The organism is Sphingomonas abaci, assembly GCF_014199625.1.
Taxonomy (GTDB): domain Bacteria; phylum Pseudomonadota; class Alphaproteobacteria; order Sphingomonadales; family Sphingomonadaceae; genus Sphingomonas; species Sphingomonas abaci.
This window is the reverse complement of record NZ_JACHNY010000004.1, coordinates 24046-41748: the sequence shown is the minus strand read 5'-3', so window position 1 is coordinate 41748 and position 17703 is coordinate 24046. Positions and strand designations below refer to the sequence as shown.

At 68.8% G+C, this 17703-nt stretch carries 22 protein-coding genes; 10 read left to right on the top strand and 12 right to left on the bottom strand.

The window, feature by feature from the left end:
- The first annotated feature begins 18 nt into the window (after window positions 1-18).
- The 3 genes from GGQ96_RS10205 (at window position 19) to GGQ96_RS10195 (ending at window position 2704) form a co-directional block, all read left to right on the top strand.
- The gene (locus GGQ96_RS10205) at window positions 19-843 is read left to right on the top strand and encodes a hypothetical protein (protein ID WP_184114325.1); all 825 of its coding nucleotides are present in this window, start codon (window positions 19-21) and stop codon (window positions 841-843) included.
- A gap of 75 nt (window positions 844-918) precedes the next feature.
- The gene (locus GGQ96_RS10200) at window positions 919-1692 is read left to right on the top strand and encodes a glutaminyl-peptide cyclotransferase (RefSeq protein WP_184114323.1); all 774 of its coding nucleotides are present in this window, start codon (window positions 919-921) and stop codon (window positions 1690-1692) included.
- Between the two features lie 43 nt (window positions 1693-1735).
- Window positions 1736-2704, top strand: coding sequence for a glutathione S-transferase family protein (locus GGQ96_RS10195; protein ID WP_184114321.1), 969 nt, complete (start codon window positions 1736-1738; stop codon window positions 2702-2704).
- 176 nt (window positions 2705-2880) lie between these two features.
- Here GGQ96_RS10195 and GGQ96_RS10190 read toward each other — a convergent pair whose 3' ends face one another.
- Complete coding sequence (locus GGQ96_RS10190; protein WP_184114319.1) at window positions 2881-3558, bottom strand: helix-turn-helix transcriptional regulator; 678 nt, start codon at window positions 3556-3558, stop codon at window positions 2881-2883.
- A gap of 41 nt (window positions 3559-3599) precedes the next feature.
- Between GGQ96_RS10190 and GGQ96_RS10185 the strand changes: the two genes are divergently transcribed.
- The gene (locus GGQ96_RS10185; protein ID WP_221239912.1) at window positions 3600-4241 is read left to right on the top strand and encodes a hypothetical protein; all 642 of its coding nucleotides are present in this window, start codon (window positions 3600-3602) and stop codon (window positions 4239-4241) included.
- A gap of 148 nt (window positions 4242-4389) precedes the next feature.
- Here the strand turns inward: GGQ96_RS10185 and GGQ96_RS10180 are convergent, their stop codons facing one another.
- The 4 genes from GGQ96_RS10180 to GGQ96_RS10165 form a co-directional block, all read right to left on the bottom strand.
- Window positions 4390-5964 (bottom strand): cisplatin damage response ATP-dependent DNA ligase, encoded by a 1575-nt coding sequence (locus tag GGQ96_RS10180; protein ID WP_184114317.1) that lies wholly within the window; start codon window positions 5962-5964, stop codon window positions 4390-4392.
- A gap of 44 nt (window positions 5965-6008) precedes the next feature.
- The gene (locus GGQ96_RS10175; RefSeq protein ID WP_184114315.1) at window positions 6009-6194 is read right to left on the bottom strand and encodes a DUF1328 family protein; all 186 of its coding nucleotides are present in this window, start codon (window positions 6192-6194) and stop codon (window positions 6009-6011) included.
- A 28-nt stretch (window positions 6195-6222) separates the two neighbouring features.
- Entirely contained in the window at window positions 6223-6720 is a 498-nt protein-coding gene (locus tag GGQ96_RS10170) for a Dps family protein (RefSeq protein WP_184114314.1), read from the bottom strand.
- 101 nt (window positions 6721-6821) lie between these two features.
- Complete coding sequence (locus tag GGQ96_RS10165; RefSeq protein WP_184114313.1) at window positions 6822-7181, bottom strand: hypothetical protein; 360 nt, start codon at window positions 7179-7181, stop codon at window positions 6822-6824.
- A 190-nt stretch (window positions 7182-7371) separates the two neighbouring features.
- Here GGQ96_RS10165 and rpmG point away from each other — a divergent pair, with 190 nt between their 5' ends.
- Window positions 7372-7539: a 50S ribosomal protein L33 gene (gene rpmG / locus GGQ96_RS10160; RefSeq protein WP_125993641.1), complete on the top strand. Its 168-nt coding sequence runs from the start codon at window positions 7372-7374 to the stop codon at window positions 7537-7539.
- Window positions 7540-7881: 342 nt separating this feature from the next.
- Here the strand turns inward: rpmG and GGQ96_RS10155 are convergent, their stop codons facing one another.
- A complete protein-coding gene (locus GGQ96_RS10155; protein ID WP_184114312.1) occupies window positions 7882-8244 on the bottom strand; it encodes a response regulator in 363 nt (120 codons plus the stop codon).
- 37 nt (window positions 8245-8281) lie between these two features.
- Between GGQ96_RS10155 and GGQ96_RS10150 the strand changes: the two genes are divergently transcribed.
- Both GGQ96_RS10150 and GGQ96_RS10145 read left to right on the top strand, forming a co-directional pair.
- The gene (locus tag GGQ96_RS10150; RefSeq protein ID WP_184114311.1) at window positions 8282-8578 is read left to right on the top strand and encodes a DUF3572 family protein; all 297 of its coding nucleotides are present in this window, start codon (window positions 8282-8284) and stop codon (window positions 8576-8578) included.
- Window positions 8575-9213 carry an HAD family hydrolase gene (locus GGQ96_RS10145; RefSeq protein ID WP_184114310.1) on the top strand — a complete coding sequence of 213 codons (639 nt, stop codon included), beginning with the start codon at window positions 8575-8577 and terminating at the stop codon, window positions 9211-9213. The genes GGQ96_RS10150 and GGQ96_RS10145 overlap by 4 nt, the downstream gene beginning before the upstream one ends.
- Before the next feature lie 5 nt (window positions 9214-9218).
- Here GGQ96_RS10145 and GGQ96_RS10140 read toward each other — a convergent pair whose 3' ends face one another.
- Window positions 9219-9596, bottom strand: a complete 378-nt coding sequence (locus tag GGQ96_RS10140; RefSeq protein ID WP_184114309.1) for a hypothetical protein — start codon at window positions 9594-9596, stop codon at window positions 9219-9221.
- A gap of 125 nt (window positions 9597-9721) precedes the next feature.
- On the opposite strand from GGQ96_RS10140, the gene pdeM reads away from it, so the two are divergent.
- Complete coding sequence (gene pdeM, locus GGQ96_RS10135; RefSeq protein ID WP_184114307.1) at window positions 9722-10384, top strand: ligase-associated DNA damage response endonuclease PdeM; 663 nt, start codon at window positions 9722-9724, stop codon at window positions 10382-10384.
- Window positions 10385-10424: 40 nt separating this feature from the next.
- Here the strand turns inward: pdeM and msrA are convergent, their stop codons facing one another.
- From msrA to GGQ96_RS10110, 5 genes are all read right to left on the bottom strand, one after another.
- On the bottom strand, window positions 10425-11033 hold the full coding sequence (gene msrA / locus GGQ96_RS10130; protein ID WP_184115044.1) for a peptide-methionine (S)-S-oxide reductase MsrA: 609 nt from the start codon (window positions 11031-11033) through the stop codon (window positions 10425-10427).
- 49 nt (window positions 11034-11082) lie between these two features.
- Window positions 11083-11223: a hypothetical protein gene (locus tag GGQ96_RS10125; protein WP_184115171.1), complete on the bottom strand. Its 141-nt coding sequence runs from the start codon at window positions 11221-11223 to the stop codon at window positions 11083-11085.
- A gap of 189 nt (window positions 11224-11412) precedes the next feature.
- Window positions 11413-12612 carry a pyridoxal phosphate-dependent aminotransferase gene (locus GGQ96_RS10120; protein WP_184114305.1) on the bottom strand — a complete coding sequence of 400 codons (1200 nt, stop codon included), beginning with the start codon at window positions 12610-12612 and terminating at the stop codon, window positions 11413-11415.
- Between the two features lie 31 nt (window positions 12613-12643).
- A complete protein-coding gene (pabB, locus tag GGQ96_RS10115) occupies window positions 12644-14458 on the bottom strand; it encodes an aminodeoxychorismate synthase component I (protein ID WP_184114303.1) in 1815 nt (604 codons plus the stop codon).
- Between the two features lie 232 nt (window positions 14459-14690).
- Window positions 14691-16100 (bottom strand): sigma-54-dependent transcriptional regulator, encoded by a 1410-nt coding sequence (locus GGQ96_RS10110; RefSeq protein WP_184114301.1) that lies wholly within the window; start codon window positions 16098-16100, stop codon window positions 14691-14693.
- Between the two features lie 255 nt (window positions 16101-16355).
- On the opposite strand from GGQ96_RS10110, the gene GGQ96_RS10105 reads away from it, so the two are divergent.
- Window positions 16356-16502, top strand: a complete 147-nt coding sequence (locus GGQ96_RS10105) for a hypothetical protein (RefSeq protein WP_184114299.1) — start codon at window positions 16356-16358, stop codon at window positions 16500-16502.
- A gap of 4 nt (window positions 16503-16506) precedes the next feature.
- Window positions 16507-17640 (top strand): NAD(P) transhydrogenase subunit alpha, encoded by a 1134-nt coding sequence (locus GGQ96_RS10100; protein ID WP_184114297.1) that lies wholly within the window; start codon window positions 16507-16509, stop codon window positions 17638-17640.
- Window positions 17641-17703: the final 63 nt, after the last annotated feature.

Genomic DNA, 17703 nt, shown 5'->3' with positions numbered 1-17703 from the left:
ATGCCGCTCTTATGGATCATGGCCGCCGCGATCGCTCTGCGTACCGACCCACCGGCCATGACATTTGCCGAGTCCAGGGCAATGACGCCGGCCCAATTGGGCGACGCGTTGCTGGCGCCAGGACATCCCGTGGTCGTGGCGGCTGACGTCGGACTTCGGGCGCCCATGCCGCCGCCGCCGCCGGGTGCCCTCTATCAAATGCCCATCACCTTGGTCATGGCGGGTGAAGCCAGCCAAGAGGCGGGGTTCTGCGAGCGAGTGGTCGCTCATGTGTTGTTGGCGCCGTCGGTCTTCAAAGGGGGAATGGCGCCACTTTCCCCACCGGTCAGCGTGACGACGGAGCGGACCTATAGTCGGCTTGCCGAAAACCGGAACTCGACCGAATGCGCCACCGAGCAAAAGCCTTATTTCTCTGTCAGCGAAACGGACGCGCCGCAATCATTTGCACTGATCCGCCAACTGGTTGCACTCCAAGCTCGGGCGAAGTCGCATCGCCGCCTCCCGCTGCAAGTGTCGATCGACGATCAGTCCGCCCTGATGGCGCGTGACTTCGCACGCAACAACAAGGATCCCGACCTGCGGCCGAGCAAGGAGGAGATGACGGCGATCACCAGCGGCCGGGTCGCACTTGCGAAGCTGCCGCTCGACGCAATCGCTTATATCCAGCCGAATTCGCTGAGCTATCGTGGTTTGATCGAACCTGCGGAGCGCGTGAACTCGCAGGGCGTCCCCCGCGCGCTTGCCACCATGTTCGCTGGCGGGGAATGGACCGTCGACATGGCGTTGGAGGACGGTCGGATAGTCGTGATGCGGATTCTCCGGCAAATCCCGCCGCCATCCTAAACGCGACGTCGTTCCGCCACGCCGCGTATCAAGTCCCCATGGCCCTTGGCCATGTCCTCGCCTAAAATGGGGGCCATGGCCCTCATCCTCGCCCCGCTCGCCCTGATCGCCGCCGCGCCCCAGGCGGCCGCCACCGCACCCGCCCCGACCCGCGCCCCGCTCGTGCAGGTCGAGGTGGTGCGCCGCTACCCGCATGATCGCGGCGCCTTCACCGAAGGGCTGATCTGGCACGACGGCGCGCTCTACGAGAGCGTCGGGCGCGAGGGCGAATCGGAAGTCCGGCGCGTCGACCTGGCCACCGGCAAGGTCGCGCGGCGCGCGCAGATCGACCCGGCGCAGTTCGGCGAGGGACTCGCCGCCTGGGGGCGGACGCTGGTCAGCCTGACCTGGCATGACGGCGTCGCCTATCGCTGGGACGCGCGGACGCTGAAACCGCTCGGCAAGGGACGCTATACGACCGGCGAGGGCTGGGGACTGACCAGCGACGGCTCCGCGCTGATCCAGTCGGACGGCACCGCGACGCTGCACGTGCTCGATCCCCAGACGCTGAAGGAGCGGCGGCGGATCGCGGTCACGCTGAACGGCCGGCCGCTCGACCAGATCAACGAGCTGGAATGGGTCGACGGCGCGATCCTCGCCAATATCTGGCACACCCCCTATCTGGTCCGCATCGATCCGCGCTCGGGCAAGGTGACGCAGGTGATCGACCTGCGCCCCGTCGTGGCGCAGGTTTCGGTCGCCGATCCGGAAGGGGTAGCGAACGGCATCGCCTATGACCCGGCGACGCGCCGGCTGTTCGTGACCGGCAAGCTGTGGCCGACGCTGTTCGAGATCAGGCTGAAACCCTGACCGGCCCCGCGCGTAGTCCGACCGGATCGAACGGGAGCGCCGCATGGGCAGGATGATCGACGGGCGCTGGCACGCCGGCAAGGTGACGGACGACAGCGCCGACGGCGCATTCCAGCGGCAGGATGCCGGTTTTCGCGACTGGGTGACGGCGGACGGCGGGCCGGGGCCGGACGGGCAGAGGGGCTGGCCAGCGGCGAAAGGCCGTTACCACCTCTATGTCAGCCTTGCCTGTCCCTGGGCGCACCGCACGCTGATCGTCCGCGCGCTGAAGGGGTTGGAGGACATGATCGGCGTCTCCGTGGTCGATCCGGTGATGCTGGAGCAGGGCTGGACGTTCGAAACCGGACACGGCGGCACCGGCGACCCCCTGCACGGCGCGGACTTCCTATGGCAGCTCTACGCGCGGGCGCGGGACGGCTATTCGGGCAAGGTCACGGTGCCGGTGCTATGGGACCGCGAGCGCGAGACGATCGTCAGCAACGAAAGTTCGGAGATCATCCGGATGTTGACCCGGGCCTGGGACGGACTGGGCGCGACGCCGGGCAATTTCTATCCCGTGGAACGGCGCGCGGCGATCGATGCGATCAATGCCGACGTCTATGACCGGGTGAACAACGGCGTCTACAAGGCCGGCTTCGCCACCACGCAAGCCGCCTATGAAGACGCGGTGCGGCCGCTGTTCGAGACGCTCGACCGGTTGGAGGCGCTGCTCGCGACGCAGGATTGGCTGGTCGGCGATATGATGACCGAGGCGGACATCCGTCTGTTCACCACGCTGGTCCGGTTCGATCCGGTCTATGTCGGCCATTTCAAGTGCAACATCCGCCGCATCGCCGACTATCCGGCGCTGGAGGCGTATCTGGAGCGGATGCTGAGCGACCCGGCGATCGCCGAGACGGTGCATCTCGACCACATCAAGACGCATTATTATGCCAGCCACCGCGACCTGAACCCGTGCGGCATCGTGCCGGTCGGGCCGGACCTGCCGTGGCGTGGGCTGGTGAAGGGATAGGTCGAGGAGGCGGGGCTTGCATGCCGCATCCACCTGCCTCGTTCGCCATGCACAATCGCCCGTTTCGGGAAGGAGCATCTGGTAAGGCGAAGCCTAGGGACGTCCGCAGGCAATTCTCCTCCTGTCTTCTCGCCGTGGCGTCATTTCTGCGAAGATCGTCCATACGGGGTCGGACATCACAGCGTCTTTAAATAGTCCTCGAAGCGCTGTCCCTTTTCGTGGCGGAAGGTCGCACCATCGACGCAAATGGTGCCAATCCGATCAACCCGAAAATTGCGGAAAGCAGTTCGGGCTTTGCACCAACCCGTAAGGAGCCAGGCTGAGTCGAACAGGGTCAGCCCAAGCGGCTGGACGATCCGCTCGCTCTCGTTGTCTGCAAGGTCCGTATAGGTGATACGCAGGATCAGGCGTCGGCGTATGGCATCGCGCAACACGGTCAGATGGGTCTTGGCACCTTCGCTTTCCGATGTCTGCCTCGACACTGCGCGCAACGGCAGGTTCGAATAGGCCGCTTGCCGATCAGGCTTCATCGATGCGGCGAACTTCGCGGAGGCGCGCCGCGCGGCGGCGGCCAGCGGCTCATCGCTCCGCGCTGCGATCAGGCGCATTCCCAGCATGACCGCATCCATCTCGTCGTGATCCAGGTGCAAAGGCGGTAGGAAATAGCCGTGTTCGAGCTGGTATCCCAGGCCGGGTTCCCCGCGAACGGGTGCGCCCATGACCTGCAACGTCACCATGTCGCGATAGATTGTCCGCGCCGATACGCCGAGCCTCTCGGCAAGCGCATCGGCCGAGATCGGGGCTGACCGACCGCGCAGGTGATCGAGGAGCGCGAGAAGCCGTAACGAGCGCATGGGTGGGCCGTCGATCCATCCTGACGGAAACTGTCAGGGGCATGCTGTATCTCGCGGTCTCACGAACGTCACCGTCAGGAAGCGCCATGACCACAATATGCTATGAGATCGTCACCTACAGGACCAAGGATGCCGGTCAGGCAGACATGGTTCGCGACGATGCGAGGGCGCTGCTCGCCCGGCAACCCGGCTTCATCGCCTGGACGCCCTTCCAAGGCGTGGACGATGCGAACGAGCGAGTCGATCTGGTCACCTGGGCCGATCATCTCAGCGCCCGCGTCGCAGCGCAATTGGTCGGGAACGCCGCCGAATTCGCCGATTTTCGCGGCTCGGTTGCGTCGGTTGCGAGCATGGCTCGCTACATCGCCACATCCATCGACCCACAGCCGGTCGTGGCAGATAGCGGTATCGAGCTTGGTCGCTTCAGACTGAAGCCCGGTGTCGAGGAACGGTCGATGCGAGCCGCCTATGAGGCGATGGTGTCCCATCATCTGCGGCATCAGCCAGGGTGGCGGCGGCAGCATCTCGTGAAGCTACGGGATGACACGTTCGTCGATCTGGCCTTTGCCAGTGACCGGGATCGTGCCCAGGCGATCTGCACCGCTTGGGCCGGTAATGCGGACTGCGACCACTTCCTCTCCATGATCGAGCCGATTAGCATGGAGTTCGGCGTGATCGTTTGAGCCGGCTGTGCAAGGCTCGCACTCCCGGTTTATCACCATTCCGTGAACTGGCGGTCGGGTTTGGCGCGGCGATGACCAGTCGTTCCCGGCGGCGACGTCCGTCGGAATAGCCAGAAGGGGCAAGCCGGCGCCCGCCGCCCCGACCCCCTCACGTCACCAGCCGCTGCAGCGTCGCCAGTCGATCCGCTTCTTCCGCGGGCTTGTCGAGGCGGATGCGGGCGATGCGGGGGAAGCGCATCGCCACGCCCGACTTGTGCCGGGTGGAGGCGTGGATCGAATCGAAGGCGATCTCCAGCACCAGCGTCTTCTCCACTTCGCGTACGGGTCCGAACCGGTGGACGGTATGCTTGCGCACGAAGCTGTCGAGCATCCGCAATTCCTCGTCGGTGATGCCCGAATAGGCCTTGCCGACCGGGGCCAGTTCGCCCTCTTCGGTCCAGCAGCCGAAGGTATAGTCGCTATAATAGGAGGAGCGCCGGCCATTGCCGCGCTGCGCGTACATCATCACACAATCGGCGGTCAGCGGGTCACGCTTCCACTTGTACCACAGCCCGGCGCGGCGCCCACCCAGATAGGCCGAGTCGCGGCGCTTGAGCATGACCCCCTCGATCGCCGCGTCGCGCGCGCCGGCGCGGATCGCCTCCAGCGCGGTGAAATCCTCCGCCTCGATCAGTTGCGACAGGTCGAACCGCTCTGGGTCGAGGCGCGGCACGAACGCCTCCAGCCGCGCGCGCCGCTCGGTCCAGGGCAGGTCGCGCACATCTTCGGTGCCGTCGAACAATATGTCGTAGAGGCGGACGAAAGCGGGATAATCCGCCAGCATCCGCGCCGACACGGTCTTGCGGCCGAGCCGCTGCTGGAGCGCGTTGAAGCTCGCCGCCTCGCCACCCTGCGCCTCGCCCTTCACCATCAGCTCGCCGTCGACGACGCCCGGCGTCGCGAAGGCGGCGGCGACATCGGGAAAGCTGCCGGTCACGTCGTCGCCGGTGCGGCTGTACAGCCGCGTCTGCCCGGCGACATGGACGATCTGGACGCGGATGCCGTCCCATTTCCACTCGGCGGCATAGTCGGCGAGGTCGACGCGCGCATCCTCCAGCCCGTGCGCGAGCATGAAGGGGCGGAAGACGGGCGTGTCGGCGGCGGTCGGCTCGGCTCCGCGCCCCTCGATCCAGTCGAACAGCGCGTCATAGGGCGGCTGGAGGCCGTGCCACAGCTCCTCGACCCGGTCGACATCGAGCGCGAAGGCCTGGGCCAGCGCGGTCTTGGCGAGCCGGGCCGACACGCCGATCCGCAAGCCGCCGGTCGCCATCTTGAGCAAGGCGAAGCGTTCCTCGCTGTCCAGCCGGTCGAGCATCGCGGCCAGCGCCGCCGGTGCGTCGGCGCGGGACAGGTGGCGCAGCCGCTCGACCGCCTGGGCGACGCCCAGCGGCTCGGGATCGGCGGGGACGACTGGTGCTGGCCAGAGCAGCGCCACCGTCTCGGCGGTGTCGCCGACATAGTCGCGGCTCATCCGGAACAGCACCGGATCGACCCGCTCCTCGATCAGCGCGCGGATCAGCGCGGGCTTCACGCCCTTCAGGTCGAGATCACCGGTCAGCGCCGCCATCGCCCAGCCGCGATCGGGATCGGGCGTGGCGCGGAGGTAGTCGGCGATCAGCTTCAGCTTGGCGTTGCGACCGCGGGTATAGATCAGCGAATCGAGCAGGGCGGCGAAGGCGTGCATCCCGGCTCAACGCACAGGAGGCACGCCGCGCTCCGCCCGGCGGATCAGTCGACCGCGTCCTTCACCGTCTTGCCTGCGATCAGCCCCAGCACGAGGAAGATCACGAACAAGGCGACCGCGATGAAGAACAGGATCTTGGCGATGCCGACAAAGGCGCCGCCGATGCCGCCAAAGCCCAGCCCACCGAGCACCAGTCCGACGATGAGGAAGATTACGGCCAGTTTCAGCATGGCGGAACGCTCCTTTGCGGCCGGGGACTCAGGACTGTCGGCTGGCCTCGAACAGGAACCAGGCGCGCTCCTCGGCCTGGTCGATCCAGTCGTCGGCCAGGCTGGAGGTGGCGGTGTCGTTGGCGGCCTCGGCCCGCTCGCGCGCGTCGCGCAGCGCCTCGACCAGCTTCAGATTGTCTTCGCGCAGTTCGGCGAGCATGTCCGCGGGTGCGACGAAATCCTTGTCGTTATCGGCGATCTGCTGACGCCGGGCGATGTCGCCGATCGAGCGCAGCGTGGTGTTGCCGGTCTTGCGCACCCGCTCGGCGATCGCGTCGGTCACGCCCAGAATCTGCGTCGCCTGGTCGTCGAGCATCAGGTGATAGTCGCGGAAGTGCGGGCCGGACACGTGCCAGTGAAAGTTCTTGGTCTTCAGGTACAGCGCATAGCAATCCGCCAGCGCGATGTTGAGCGCGTCGGCGGCGGTCTTGGTGTCGTTGCGGTTGAGATCGGTCGGGGTCGCGAGGGCGGGGTCGAGATCGGCCATGATGAGCTCCGGTAGATAGGGTCCGACGGGTCGGATGCGTAACGATCCGAGGCCCGATTGGCTCCCCGCCGGCGCGTTTTCAACCGCCCGGAACCGGCCGGTCAGCCGGCCAGTCGCACCGAACAGGCGGCGGCGAAGGATTCGCAGGCTGCCAGGTCGCGCCGTTCGCAGGATACCGCGTCGCTCAACAGGGTCAGCCAGCCATGGATCAGCGAGCCATGCTCGCCGCGCGCCAAAGCCGAATCGAGGAAGTGCGCAACAGTGACCGCCGGGTCGAGGCCGTTGCGATGCGCGATGGCGCAGATCGCATCGACATCGGGGGCAAGGTCGCGGGCGCGGGCATAGGGGGCCCGTACGTCGAGCGCGGCGATTCGCGCGGTCAGGTCGGCGCGGATGGTGTCGAGTCGCGTCACGTCCTGACCGGTCGATCCGCTATTGTCGTATCGCAACGCCTTGCCCATGCCACCCTCCTGTCGGAATCCCGGTGCGATTCCAGCATGGATCATGGCTGCGTCGTGGTTAACCCTGGGTAAACGCGCCGCCCCTCGGCTCTGGACGGTTGACTTTGGAGCGATCCTCCGGCATCCGCCACGGCTGATCGAGCGGTGACCATATGGGTCGGCCGCTCTTGTCTTTTTCAGGATAGGGCTCATGGCCAAGCCGACCACCATCAAGATCAAGCTCGTCAGCACTGCGGACACCGGTTTCTTCTACACCGCGAAGAAGAACCCGCGCACCAAGACCGAGAAGTTCACCTTCAAGAAGTATGACCCGGTCGTGCGCAAGCATGTCGAGTTCAAGGAAGCCAAGATCAAGTAAGCGGCGCGCGGGCGGCCGCGACCGCCCTCGTCCGATTGCCGGATATGCGACAAGGCCGTGGGCGGTGGCGCCCAGGGCCTTTTCGTCGTGTCCGGGCGATGCGGGCGAATCGCTGGCCGAGCCGGCACTTACCGCGCCTTGATGGATATGGGGCCTTTGCGAAACGCCTTGCCGTGCGCCTGCGGCATGCAGGAGCCCAAGGCTTCATATGTCATGTGGCATCGATGCGCCCGGCCAGGGCTGCCGACGGCGTGAGGGTACGCTTCCGGGCGTTTCGGTTGCCGGGCTTTCGCTGGCGGCCCGCCCCCACCGGGGTGAAGCGAAAGGCGAAGGGGTGCGGACTCACGCCAGCCCGTTCACCGCCTCCATGAAGCGCGCCAGGCTGATCGGCTTGGAGACGTAGGCGTCGGCCCCGGCGCTGCGAATCCGGTCCTCGTCGTCGCGTCCGGCATAGGCGGTCACCGCCATGATCGGGATCGAGCGCAGCTCCAGGTCCGCCTTCAGCGCCAGGATCAGCTCGTAACCGGTGACGTGCGGCATCTGGATGTCCATGACGATCAGGTCCGGCTCCACCTCGCGCGCTCGCGCCACTGCCTCGCGGCCGTCGCGCACCGGCTCCGCCGACCAGTCATGCGCCCGCAACAGGTCGCAGAACAGCTTCAGGTTCAGCTCGTTATCCTCGACAACCAAGACCTTTTTCGTCACGCGGGTTCCTGTTCTCAGCTGAAGGCGACGATAGGCAATGCAGCGGTCCAGTTCAAATCACGACGCAGATGCAATAGCATCGGCGGAAATCCTCGCCCTGCGCGCCCTGGCCTGGACCCTGGCGGCGCCGGACCGGGCGCAGCGATTGCTCGATGTGACCGGCTTGACCCCTAACGATCTGAAAACAGGGGCAGACAATCGGCAAACGCTGGCCGCGCTCCTTGGTTTCCTGGACGGGTACGAACCCGACCTGATCGCCTGCGCAGCCGATCTGGACGTCCGGCCCGAGGCGCTGGTCGCGGCGCGCCGCCGGCTGGACGGAGAGCGCGCATGAGGCCGCTGCTCATCACCGACTGCGACGAGGTGCTGCTCCACATGGTGCGGCATTTCCGCACCTGGCTGGACGAGCACCACGCGATCGATTTCGCGATCGGCGCGGGTGATTTCGCCACCAGCATGACCCGGCGGGACGGTGGCGGGGCAATCCCCCAGGCGGAGATGTGGTCGCTGCTCGGCGGTTTCTTCCCGGCGGAGATGAGCCGGCAGACGCTGGTCCCGCACGCCGCCGAGGCGTTGCAGGCGATCGCGACCCAGGCCGAGATCGTCATCCTCACCAATCTGCTCGACGAATGCCGCCTGCCGCGCGTCGAGCAGCTCGCCGCGTTCGGCATCGCCCACCGCGTGGTGTGCAATCAGGGCGGCAAGGGGCCGGCGGTGGCGGCGCTGCTGGCGGAGCATGGCGACGTCGACGGGCCGCCGGTGGCGGTGTTCGTCGACGACATCGCCGGCCATCATGAATCGGTCGCGCGCCACGCGCCGGGCGTCCACCGGCTGCACCTGATCGCCGATGCCGAACTGGCGGCGGCGATGCCGGCGGCGCCCTTCGCCCATGCCCGGATCGACGACTGGCGCGAAGCGCTGCCCTGGATCCAGGCCCGTTTCGCAGGTGGCGCGCCGGCCGCGGCCTGATCGCGTTACTTCTTCGGGGCGGCGGCCCTGGCACGGGCCGTGGCGATCTGGCTGATCGCGGTCAGCTCGCGACCACAACGGGCCGCCTCGGTGCGGACGTCGACCTTGGCGGCCTGGGCCTGCTGCGCCGCGCGATTCAGCGTCGCGGGGATGTCGAGGCCGGCGCTGCGGCCCTTGAGCTTGCCGACATAATACATGCTGCCCGCGCGCAGTGCGGACAGCTTGTCGGCCGGCTGGTTGGGCTGCGCGGCGATGAAGCCCAGCACGACGACGCAGCGCGCGTCGCTCGCCTCCGGACTGAGCGGGGCGGCGGGCGCCTGGGCCAGCGCGGCCGGGGCTAGGGCGAGGGAAGCCAGCGTGGCGGCGATCGGCTTGAGCGACATGGGAACGTCCTTTCGAGAGGAGGCCGGCATAGGCGCTTGGCCGAAACGGGCCAAGAGGCCGCTCTGGCCGGGCGAACCGTGCGCGCTGACTTGCGTCGCCGGATCGCACGCGGCATGGCGCGGGAATGGTTCCCTTTTCGTTCGGTGGACAGGCGCTGGCGGCGCTGGCGGAAGGCGCGATCTTCTGGCCGGCGCGGCGTGCGCTGCTGGTCGCCGACCTGCATCTGGAGAAGGCGAGCTGGTTCGCCGGACGTGGGCAGATGCTGCCCCCCTATGATTCGCTGGCGACGTTGGAGGCGTTGGCGGCGTTGGTCGATCGCTGCGGCGCGACCGAAATCTGGTGCTTGGGGGACAGTTTCCACGATGTCGGCGGCTGCGACCGGCTGCCCCAGGCGGCACAGGACCGGTTGCGGGCGCTGACCGCGGCCACAGGCTGGACCTGGATCACCGGCAACCATGATCCGGCGATCCTCGACCGCTGCGGCGGCGCGGTGGTGGAGGAGGCGCTGGTCGACGGGCTGGTGCTGCGCCACGAGGCCGACCCCGCCGAACTACGGCCCGAACTCTCGGGCCATTTCCATCCCAAGCTGCGCGTGCGGGTGCGCGGCAAGCAGGTGGCGCGTCGCTGCTTCGTCGCCAGCGCCGCCAAGCTGGTGCTGCCGGCGTTCGGCGCGCTGACCGGCGGGCTGGATGTCGACCATCCGGAGATCCGCCGTGCGGTGGGGCGCGGCGCGGAGGCGCTGGTGCCGCTCGCCGACCGGCTGCTGCGCTTCCCGATCGCGGCGTGAGGCTGGAAAGCCCTTCCCGGCAGGGAGCGGGCGTCCATGCTCAGCGCGCCAGGGTCGGGAATCCCGCGCGGAAGGCGGCGACCTTGGGCTTGTCCCAGGCGACGATATAGGGGTGGCCGGGATTCCGGTCGAAGAAGTCCTGGTGATAGGCCTCGGCCGGGTAGAAGCGACCCTGTTCCAGCCGGGTGGCGATCGGCCGGGGGAAGCTGCGCGCGGCGGTTAGCTGCGCGACATAGGCGCGCGCCACGCTGGCCTGCTGCGGCGTCTGCGGGAAGATCGCCGAGCGATAGCTGGGGCCGCTGTCGGGCCCCTGGCGATCGACCTGGGTGGGGTCGTGCGCGATCGCAAAATAGACGCGCAGCAGCGTCGCATAGCTGACGCGCGCCGGGTCGTAGGTGATGCGGATCGCCTCGGCATGGCCGGTGCGCTCGCTGGAGACGGCGGGATAATTGGCGGTGGCGGCGCTGCCACCCGCATAGCCGGCGGTGACCGAGCGGACGCCCTTCACCCGCTGGAACACTGCTTCCATGCCCCAGAAACAGCCGCCTGCCAGCACCGCGGTCTGCGGCGTCGCCGTGGCCGGCACGTCGACCCTGGCGACCGGCAGCGACACCGCGCGTTCCGCATCCGCCGGGCCGGTCGTCGCCATGGCGGCAATGCCGGTCAGGCCGGCGGCGGCGGCGACGGCGCGGATCACCTCAGCGGGTCTCCGCGACCGGGGCGGGGGCAGGGTAGGCGGAGTGCGAGTCGCCCGGCTGCAACGCGAACAGGCCGATCGCACCGAGCACGAAGCCACCGGCGAACTGCCACACGAAGCTGGACTTGAACGACTTCAACATTGGACCATGCCTTGCAGGAGCCACCGGACCCTGGTGGCGAAGGGATCGTCCGTCATATCGGGCAGCAGCCCTGACCCGACAAGACGATGGCAGGAAACATAGCGTTGCAGGATGAACGCGCCGTGGGCGGCCCGTTCATCCTGCATTAGCCTTGATAGAGGGGCGGACGGATACGCCGCCCGCCGGGGTTCAGCGCAGCGCGGCGCAGGCCTCGGCGATCCGCGCGCAGGCTTCGGTCAGCAGCGCGTCGGAGGTGGCGTAGCTGATCCGCATCGCCGGCGACAGGCCGAACGCCGCGCCCTGCACCGCCGCCACCCGCGCCTCGTCGAGCAGATAGGTGACGAACGCCTCGTCGTCGGCGATCACGACGCCCTTGGGCGTGGTCTTGCCGATCAGCGGCGCGAAGGACGGATAGACGTAGAATGCCCCTTCCGGCGTCGGGCAGGTCATGCCGGGGATCGCGTTCAGCGCCGACACGACCAGGTCGCGGCGGACGCGGAACGCCTCGTTGCGCGCGGCCAGGAACGACTGGTCGCCGGTCAGCGCCGCCACCGCGGCCGCCTGCGCGACCGAGCAGGGGTTGCTCGTCGACTGCGACTGGAGCTTGGCCATCGCCTTGATCAGCCAGGGCGCGCCGCCGGCATAGCCGATCCGCCAGCCGGTCATCGAATAGGCCTTGGAGCAGCCGTTGACGGTCAGCGTGCGCTCATACAGGTCGGGCACCACCTCGGCGATCGTCGCGAAGCGGAAGCCGTCATAGACGATATGCTCGTACATGTCGTCGGCGAGCACCCAGACCTGGGGATGGCGCAGCAGCACCTCGCCCAGCGCCTTCAGTTCGTCGGCCGAATAGGCGGCGCCGGTCGGGTTGGACGGCGAGTTGAGGATCACCCATTTGGTGCGCGGGGTGATCGCCGCCTCCAGCGCTTCGGGCGACAGCTTGTAGGCCTGTTCCGGGCCGGCGGGCGCGATCACCGGCGTGCCGCCCGCGAACTGGACGATGTCGGGATAGCTGACCCAATAGGGGGCCGGGATCACCACCTCGTCGCCCGCCTCGACGGTCGCGACCAGCGCGTTGAACAGCGTGTGCTTGCCCCCGACGTTCACGCTGATCTGATCGGGACGGTAGGTCAGGTGGTTGTCGCGCGCGAACTTCGCGACGATCGCCTCCTTCAGCTCGGCGGTGCCGTCGACATTGGTGTATTTGGTCTGGCCGCGACGGATCGCCTCGATCGCCGCCGCCTTGACGAAATCGGGCGTGTCGAAGTCCGGCTCGCCGGCGCCCAGACCGATCACGTCCACGCCGGCCCGCTTCAACTCGTTGACGCGGGCGGTGACGCCGAGCGTGGGAGACGGGCTGATGCGATCGAGGGCGGCGGAAGTGTTCATGAGCCGATGCCTTAATGAGAGGGCGGCGGCGCTATAGCGGCAGGGCGGGGGATTTCGCAACCGCAACGAAACGTGCCGGCATCAAACCCCGAAGCGCATTGCCGAGCAGGATCTGCGCGGGCAGGTCGGCGCGGGTCAGCACCGCTTCGCGTGCCTCGCCCCGGGCCAGCAATTCCTCGCGCAGCACGCCCGGCAACAGCCCCCCCGCCGCAGGCGTCAGCAACACGCCCTCCTGCGGCACGAACACGGTGGTGAAGCTGCCCTCGGTGATCGACCCGTCGGGGCGCTCGAACACCACCTCGTCGGTGCCTGCGGCGGCGCGCGCGCGGTCATAGAAGCCACGGTCGCTGGTCTTGTGGCACAGGCGCAGATCATCGGGCGCGACCGGCAGCGGCACGATCGCGACGCTCAGCGGCGTGGTGCGCGCGGGCGGCATCGCCATCGTCTCCACCGCCACCGCGCCGCTGGGCGACAGCATCAGCCGCACGCGCCGCGCCTCGCGCAGGCGGAAGGTCGCGGCCTGGAGTTCGTTGCGCGCGCCGTGCCGGTCGAAGGCGAAGCCCAGCGCGGCGGCGCTCGCCTTCATCCGCGTCAGATGACGGTCGAGCAGCGCGATCCCCGTCTCGGGGTCGAAGGCCATGGTCTCGATCAGGTCGAACACACGCTGTCCGTCGCCCACGAAGGCGGCCTTGGCAAGACATTCATTCCATTCATTTTCTGGAACGGAATCGGCGACGATCCCGGCGCCCAGCGCCAGGCTGGCGTAGCGGTCCCCGCCCCGGATCGACAGCGTGCGGATCGCCACGTTGAAGGCGGCGTCGCCGCGCGAATCGATATGGCCGATCGACCCGGTATAGAGGCCGCGCGGCCGCGCCTCGATCGCGGCGATCGCCTGCATCGCGCGCAGCTTGGGGGCGCCGGTGATCGAGCCACAGGGAAAGCCCGCCGCCAGCACGTCGACCGCATCGCGGCCGGGTGCGAGTCGCGCGGTGACGGTCGAGGTCATCTGGTGGACGGTCGGATAGGTCTCCACCTCGAACAAGGCGGGCACCGCGACCGTACCGGGCATCGCCACGCGCGACAGGTCGTTGCGCATCAGGTCGACGATCATCAGGTTCTCGGCGCGCTGCTTGGCATCGCGGCGGAGCTCGGCGGCAAGCGCCGCGTCCTCCGCCTCGGTCCGTCCACGCCGCGCCGTACCCTTCATGGGGCGACAGGTCAGCCGGTCGCGATCGATGGAGACGAACAGTTCGGGCGACAGGCTGAGCAGCCGATCGAGCCCGGTGTCGATCAGCGCCCCCCAGCCGGCCCCCGACCGCGCCCGCAGCGCTGCATAGATCGACAGCGGATCGCCCGCGATCCGGGCGGTGGCGCGGAAGCTGAGATTGGCCTGGTAGAGATCGCCCGCCGCGATCATCTCCAGCACCTCCCGCACCTGGGCTTCGTACCGGGACTGCACGATGTCCGGCTCGGCCGGGCCGATCCACCCGCCCGCCGGATCGGGCAGCAGCGTGGCGGCGTCCACCGTCTCCCACCCCCGGAACAGTCCGAACCAGACGAGCGGCGTATCGATGCCGGGCGGGCGGCCGAGCTTCGGCTCGAAAGCGTGGCCCGCCTCGTAGGACAGGTAGCCGGCTGCATCGAACCCCTCCGCCAGCCCCGCGCGCAGCCGGTCGAGCGCCGCGGGCACCGCTGCCGCGTCCCATGTCTCGATGACGTTGACCGGGTTGCGATAGAGGCGCGTGCGGCCTGGCGCCTGCGCATCGTCGAGCAGGACGAAGGGCGCGGTCAGCGGCGCATCGGCCCGTCGAACGGGTTCGGACCCTGGGAAAACACCGGAACACATCGGATGGGATTAGGCCGAAGCGCCGGCTTTGTCGCCTGTGGCTCCTACGAATGCCGTCACGGACGCCGACGGTCCACGTCGTCTTTCCGCAACCCTCGGCGGACGCCGCACGGGATCGTGAAGCGATCGTGATAGCCTGCAGACGTCGCCCGACTGGTCCCCGCCTCCGCCGGGTTGCGGCGCAAGGGCGTGGAAAGGCCAATCCTCGTCCCGATCGCCTTCCCGCAGGCGATCAGGCCGCGTTGCTCTCGATCCCCAGTTCGGCGAGCTTGCGGTAGAGCGTCGAGCGACCGATGCCCAGCCGACGCGCCACCTCGGTCATGCGGCCACGATAATGGCCGATCGCCAGGCGGATGACGTCCGCCTCGATATCCTCCAGCAGCCGCATATGCCCGTCGGGCCGGAACAGCTGCACGCCGCCGCCCTCGACCGCCGAGGCGCTGCGCCGCCCGCCCATCATCGCGATCTGCGGGAAATCGGCGGCGGTCAGCGCGTCGCTCTCGCACAGCACGGCCGCGCGGAAGAGCGCGTTCTGCAACTGGCGGACATTGCCCGGCCAGTCATAGGCGCACAGCAGGTGCAGCGCGTCGTCGGTGATGCCCAGCGGGCGCAGGCCCGGCTGGCGCGCGATACGGGCAAGCAGGTGGCGGGCGAGCGCCGGCACGTCGCTCAACCGGTCGCGCAGGGGCGGGATGGCGACCTGCACCACGTTCAACCGGTAATAGAGGTCCTCGCGGAACCGGCCCGCCTCGACCTCCTCGGCCAGGCGGCGGTTGGTCGCGGCGATCACGCGCACGTCGACGGCGCGGGCGTGGCGCGCGCCCAACGGGTGGATCTCGCCCTCCTGCAGCACGCGCAGCAGCTTGACCTGCGCGTCGAGCGGCATGTCGCCGACCTCGTCCAGGAACAGGGTGCCGCCGTCCGCGTCCTGGAAGCGGCCGATCTTGCGTTCGAACGCGCCGGTGAACGCGCCCTTCTCGTGGCCGAACAGTTCCGACTCGACCAGATTGGCGGGGATCGCGCCGCAATTGACCGCGACCATCGGCTTGCGCGCGCGGGGCGACGCGGCGTGGATCGCCTCCGCCACCACTTCCTTGCCGACGCCGCTCTCGCCCTCCAGCAGCACCGGCACGCGGGCGCGCGCGGCCTTCGCCGCGATCGCCAGCGCGGCGCGAAAATCGGGCGCGGAGCCGACGATCTCGTCGAACGCCAGCAGGGCGGGAATCTTTTCGGTCAAGGGGCGCAGCTCGCCCGCCGCGCTGCCCGCCACCGCCGCCTCCAGCGCGGCGAGCAGCCGTTCGGGGGCGAGCGGCTTGACCAGGAAATCGGTCGCCCCCGCCCGCATCGCCGCCACCGCCTGCGCGACCGAGCCATTGGCGGTCAGCATCAGGATCGGCAGCGTCGGGCGGCGTTCGCGCAGCTCGGCGATCAGCGCATTGGCATCCTGTTCCCCCGCCCAATGGTCGAGCAGGATCGCGTCGAGCTGCCCGCCTTCCGGCGTGGCGAGCATCGCCATCGCCATGTCGGCATCGGCGGCGAACAGGGCGCGCCAGCCCGCCCGCGCGGCCAGTGCCGCGACGAGTCGCCGCTGCGCGGGTTCGTCGTCGATCAGTAGAAGCAGCCGCTGTCCGTTACGCGTCATTCTCGCCCTACCTCGTCCCGGTTCGGTACGGGGTGTAGGCCGCATCAGGTAAAGGCAGCCTTAATCGCGCACCCTGCGCCTTCGACGCCCTCCGGGGCCAAGGCCGCGCTTAGGGGATCATGGCCGGTTTGGCTAGATCGAGGTTAATGATGCGGCGTGCGACTCGGCAGCGGGACGCCGGCGGGGGATCGGGCTTGAGCGAGTCGCCACTCGCGTCTAGGCTCGCCATCGATAATGGATACGGCAGAGGGTCACATGGCGGGAAGCGACGCGGACCATGGCGTGGGGAAGGGCGATCTCGGCGCGCATGTGACCGATTACGGCCGGATGATCGCGATGCTGAAATGGGGCGCGGTCGCGGTGGCGGTCATCGTCGCCTGTGTCATCTGGCTGATTGCCTGACGCGATGAAGATCGCCGTCCTCCACGAACGGGCGGAGGGCGAGACGCGAGTCGCCGCGACGCCGGAAACCGTCCGCAAATTCACGGCGCTTGGCGCGCAGGTCGGCGTCGAACAGGGCGCCGGAGCCGCCGCCGGCCTGGCCGACGACGACTATGTCGCGGCTGGCGCGACGATCGCCGACCGGGCGGGCGTGCTGGCGGGGGCGGAGCTGGTGCTGGGCGTGCGCGGCCCCGATCCCGCCGGGCTGGCGGGGGTCGCGCCGGGCGCATGGCTGGTCGCCGCGCTCGATCCGCTGGGCCAGGACGGTCGCGCCCGAGCGGCGGGCTATGCGGCGCTGGGGTTGGAGGCGCTGGCGATGGAGTGGATGCCACGCATCACCCGCGCCCAGTCGATGGACATCCTGTCCTCGCAATCCAACCTGGCGGGCTACAAGGCGGTGCTGGACGCCGCATCGGAATATGGCCGGGCGCTGCCGATGATGATGACCGCCGCCGGCACCATCCCCGCCGCGCGCGTCTTCGTGATGGGCGTCGGCGTCGCCGGATTGCAGGCGATCGCCACCGCGCGCCGGCTGGGCGCACAGGTTTCGGCCACCGATGTCCGCGCCGCTACGCGCGAGCAGATCCAATCGCTGGGCGCCAAGCCGATCTTCGTCGAGCAGGTCGCCGGCATCGAGGGCGAGGGGCAGGGCGGCTATGCCGGCGAGACCAGCGCCGAATATCAGGCGGCGCAGGCGGCGCTCGTCTCCGGCCATATCGCCCGGCAGGACATCGTCATCACCACCGCGCTGATCCCCGGCCGACCCGCGCCGCGCCTGATCAGCGCCGCGCAGCTGGCGACGATGCGGCCGGGCAGCGTCGTGGTCGACCTGGCGGTGGAGCAGGGCGGCAATGTCGAGGGCGCGGTGGCGGGCGAGATCGTGCGCCGCGGCGGCGTGACGATCATCGGCCACCGCAACATGCCGGCGCGACTGGCGGCGGACGCTTCGGCCCTGTTCGCCCGCAATCTGTTCAACTTCGTCAGCGCCTTCTGGGACAAGGAGGCCGGCCGCCCGGTCCTGCCCGACGGCGACCCGATCGCCGAGGCGATCCGCGTGACCCGCGGCGGCGCGGTGGTGGCGGAGCGGCTGCGGGAATGAGGGGATGGCGCCTTATTCCTCCCCTTGCAGGGGAGGTGTCGCGCGCACAGCGCATGACGGAGG

Coding starts and splice junctions, on each gene's coding strand:
- GGQ96_RS10110 (WP_184114301.1), bottom strand. CDS start 16,100: ATGACGCGTAACGGACAGCGGCTGCTTCTACTGATCGACGACGAACCC.
- GGQ96_RS10105 (WP_184114299.1), top strand. CDS start 16,356: ATGGCGGGAAGCGACGCGGACCATGGCGTGGGGAAGGGCGATCTCGGC.
- pdeM (WP_184114307.1), top strand. CDS start 9,722: ATGGTTCCCTTTTCGTTCGGTGGACAGGCGCTGGCGGCGCTGGCGGAA.
- rpmG (WP_125993641.1), top strand. CDS start 7,372: ATGGCCAAGCCGACCACCATCAAGATCAAGCTCGTCAGCACTGCGGAC.
- GGQ96_RS10175 (WP_184114315.1), bottom strand. CDS start 6,194: ATGCTGAAACTGGCCGTAATCTTCCTCATCGTCGGACTGGTGCTCGGT.
- GGQ96_RS10205 (WP_184114325.1), top strand. CDS start 19: ATGGCCGCCGCGATCGCTCTGCGTACCGACCCACCGGCCATGACATTT.
- GGQ96_RS10180 (WP_184114317.1), bottom strand. CDS start 5,964: ATGCACGCCTTCGCCGCCCTGCTCGATTCGCTGATCTATACCCGCGGT.
- GGQ96_RS10120 (WP_184114305.1), bottom strand. CDS start 12,612: ATGAACACTTCCGCCGCCCTCGATCGCATCAGCCCGTCTCCCACGCTC.
- pabB (WP_184114303.1), bottom strand. CDS start 14,458: ATGTGTTCCGGTGTTTTCCCAGGGTCCGAACCCGTTCGACGGGCCGAT.
- GGQ96_RS10150 (WP_184114311.1), top strand. CDS start 8,282: ATGCAGCGGTCCAGTTCAAATCACGACGCAGATGCAATAGCATCGGCG.
- GGQ96_RS10185 (WP_221239912.1), top strand. CDS start 3,600: ATGCTGTATCTCGCGGTCTCACGAACGTCACCGTCAGGAAGCGCCATG.
- GGQ96_RS10170 (WP_184114314.1), bottom strand. CDS start 6,720: ATGGCCGATCTCGACCCCGCCCTCGCGACCCCGACCGATCTCAACCGC.
- GGQ96_RS10200 (WP_184114323.1), top strand. CDS start 919: ATGGCCCTCATCCTCGCCCCGCTCGCCCTGATCGCCGCCGCGCCCCAG.
- GGQ96_RS10195 (WP_184114321.1), top strand. CDS start 1,736: ATGGGCAGGATGATCGACGGGCGCTGGCACGCCGGCAAGGTGACGGAC.
- GGQ96_RS10190 (WP_184114319.1), bottom strand. CDS start 3,558: ATGCGCTCGTTACGGCTTCTCGCGCTCCTCGATCACCTGCGCGGTCGG.
- GGQ96_RS10125 (WP_184115171.1), bottom strand. CDS start 11,223: ATGTTGAAGTCGTTCAAGTCCAGCTTCGTGTGGCAGTTCGCCGGTGGC.
- GGQ96_RS10140 (WP_184114309.1), bottom strand. CDS start 9,596: ATGTCGCTCAAGCCGATCGCCGCCACGCTGGCTTCCCTCGCCCTAGCC.
- GGQ96_RS10145 (WP_184114310.1), top strand. CDS start 8,575: ATGAGGCCGCTGCTCATCACCGACTGCGACGAGGTGCTGCTCCACATG.
- msrA (WP_184115044.1), bottom strand. CDS start 11,033: ATGGCGACGACCGGCCCGGCGGATGCGGAACGCGCGGTGTCGCTGCCG.
- GGQ96_RS10165 (WP_184114313.1), bottom strand. CDS start 7,181: ATGGGCAAGGCGTTGCGATACGACAATAGCGGATCGACCGGTCAGGAC.
- GGQ96_RS10100 (WP_184114297.1), top strand. CDS start 16,507: ATGAAGATCGCCGTCCTCCACGAACGGGCGGAGGGCGAGACGCGAGTC.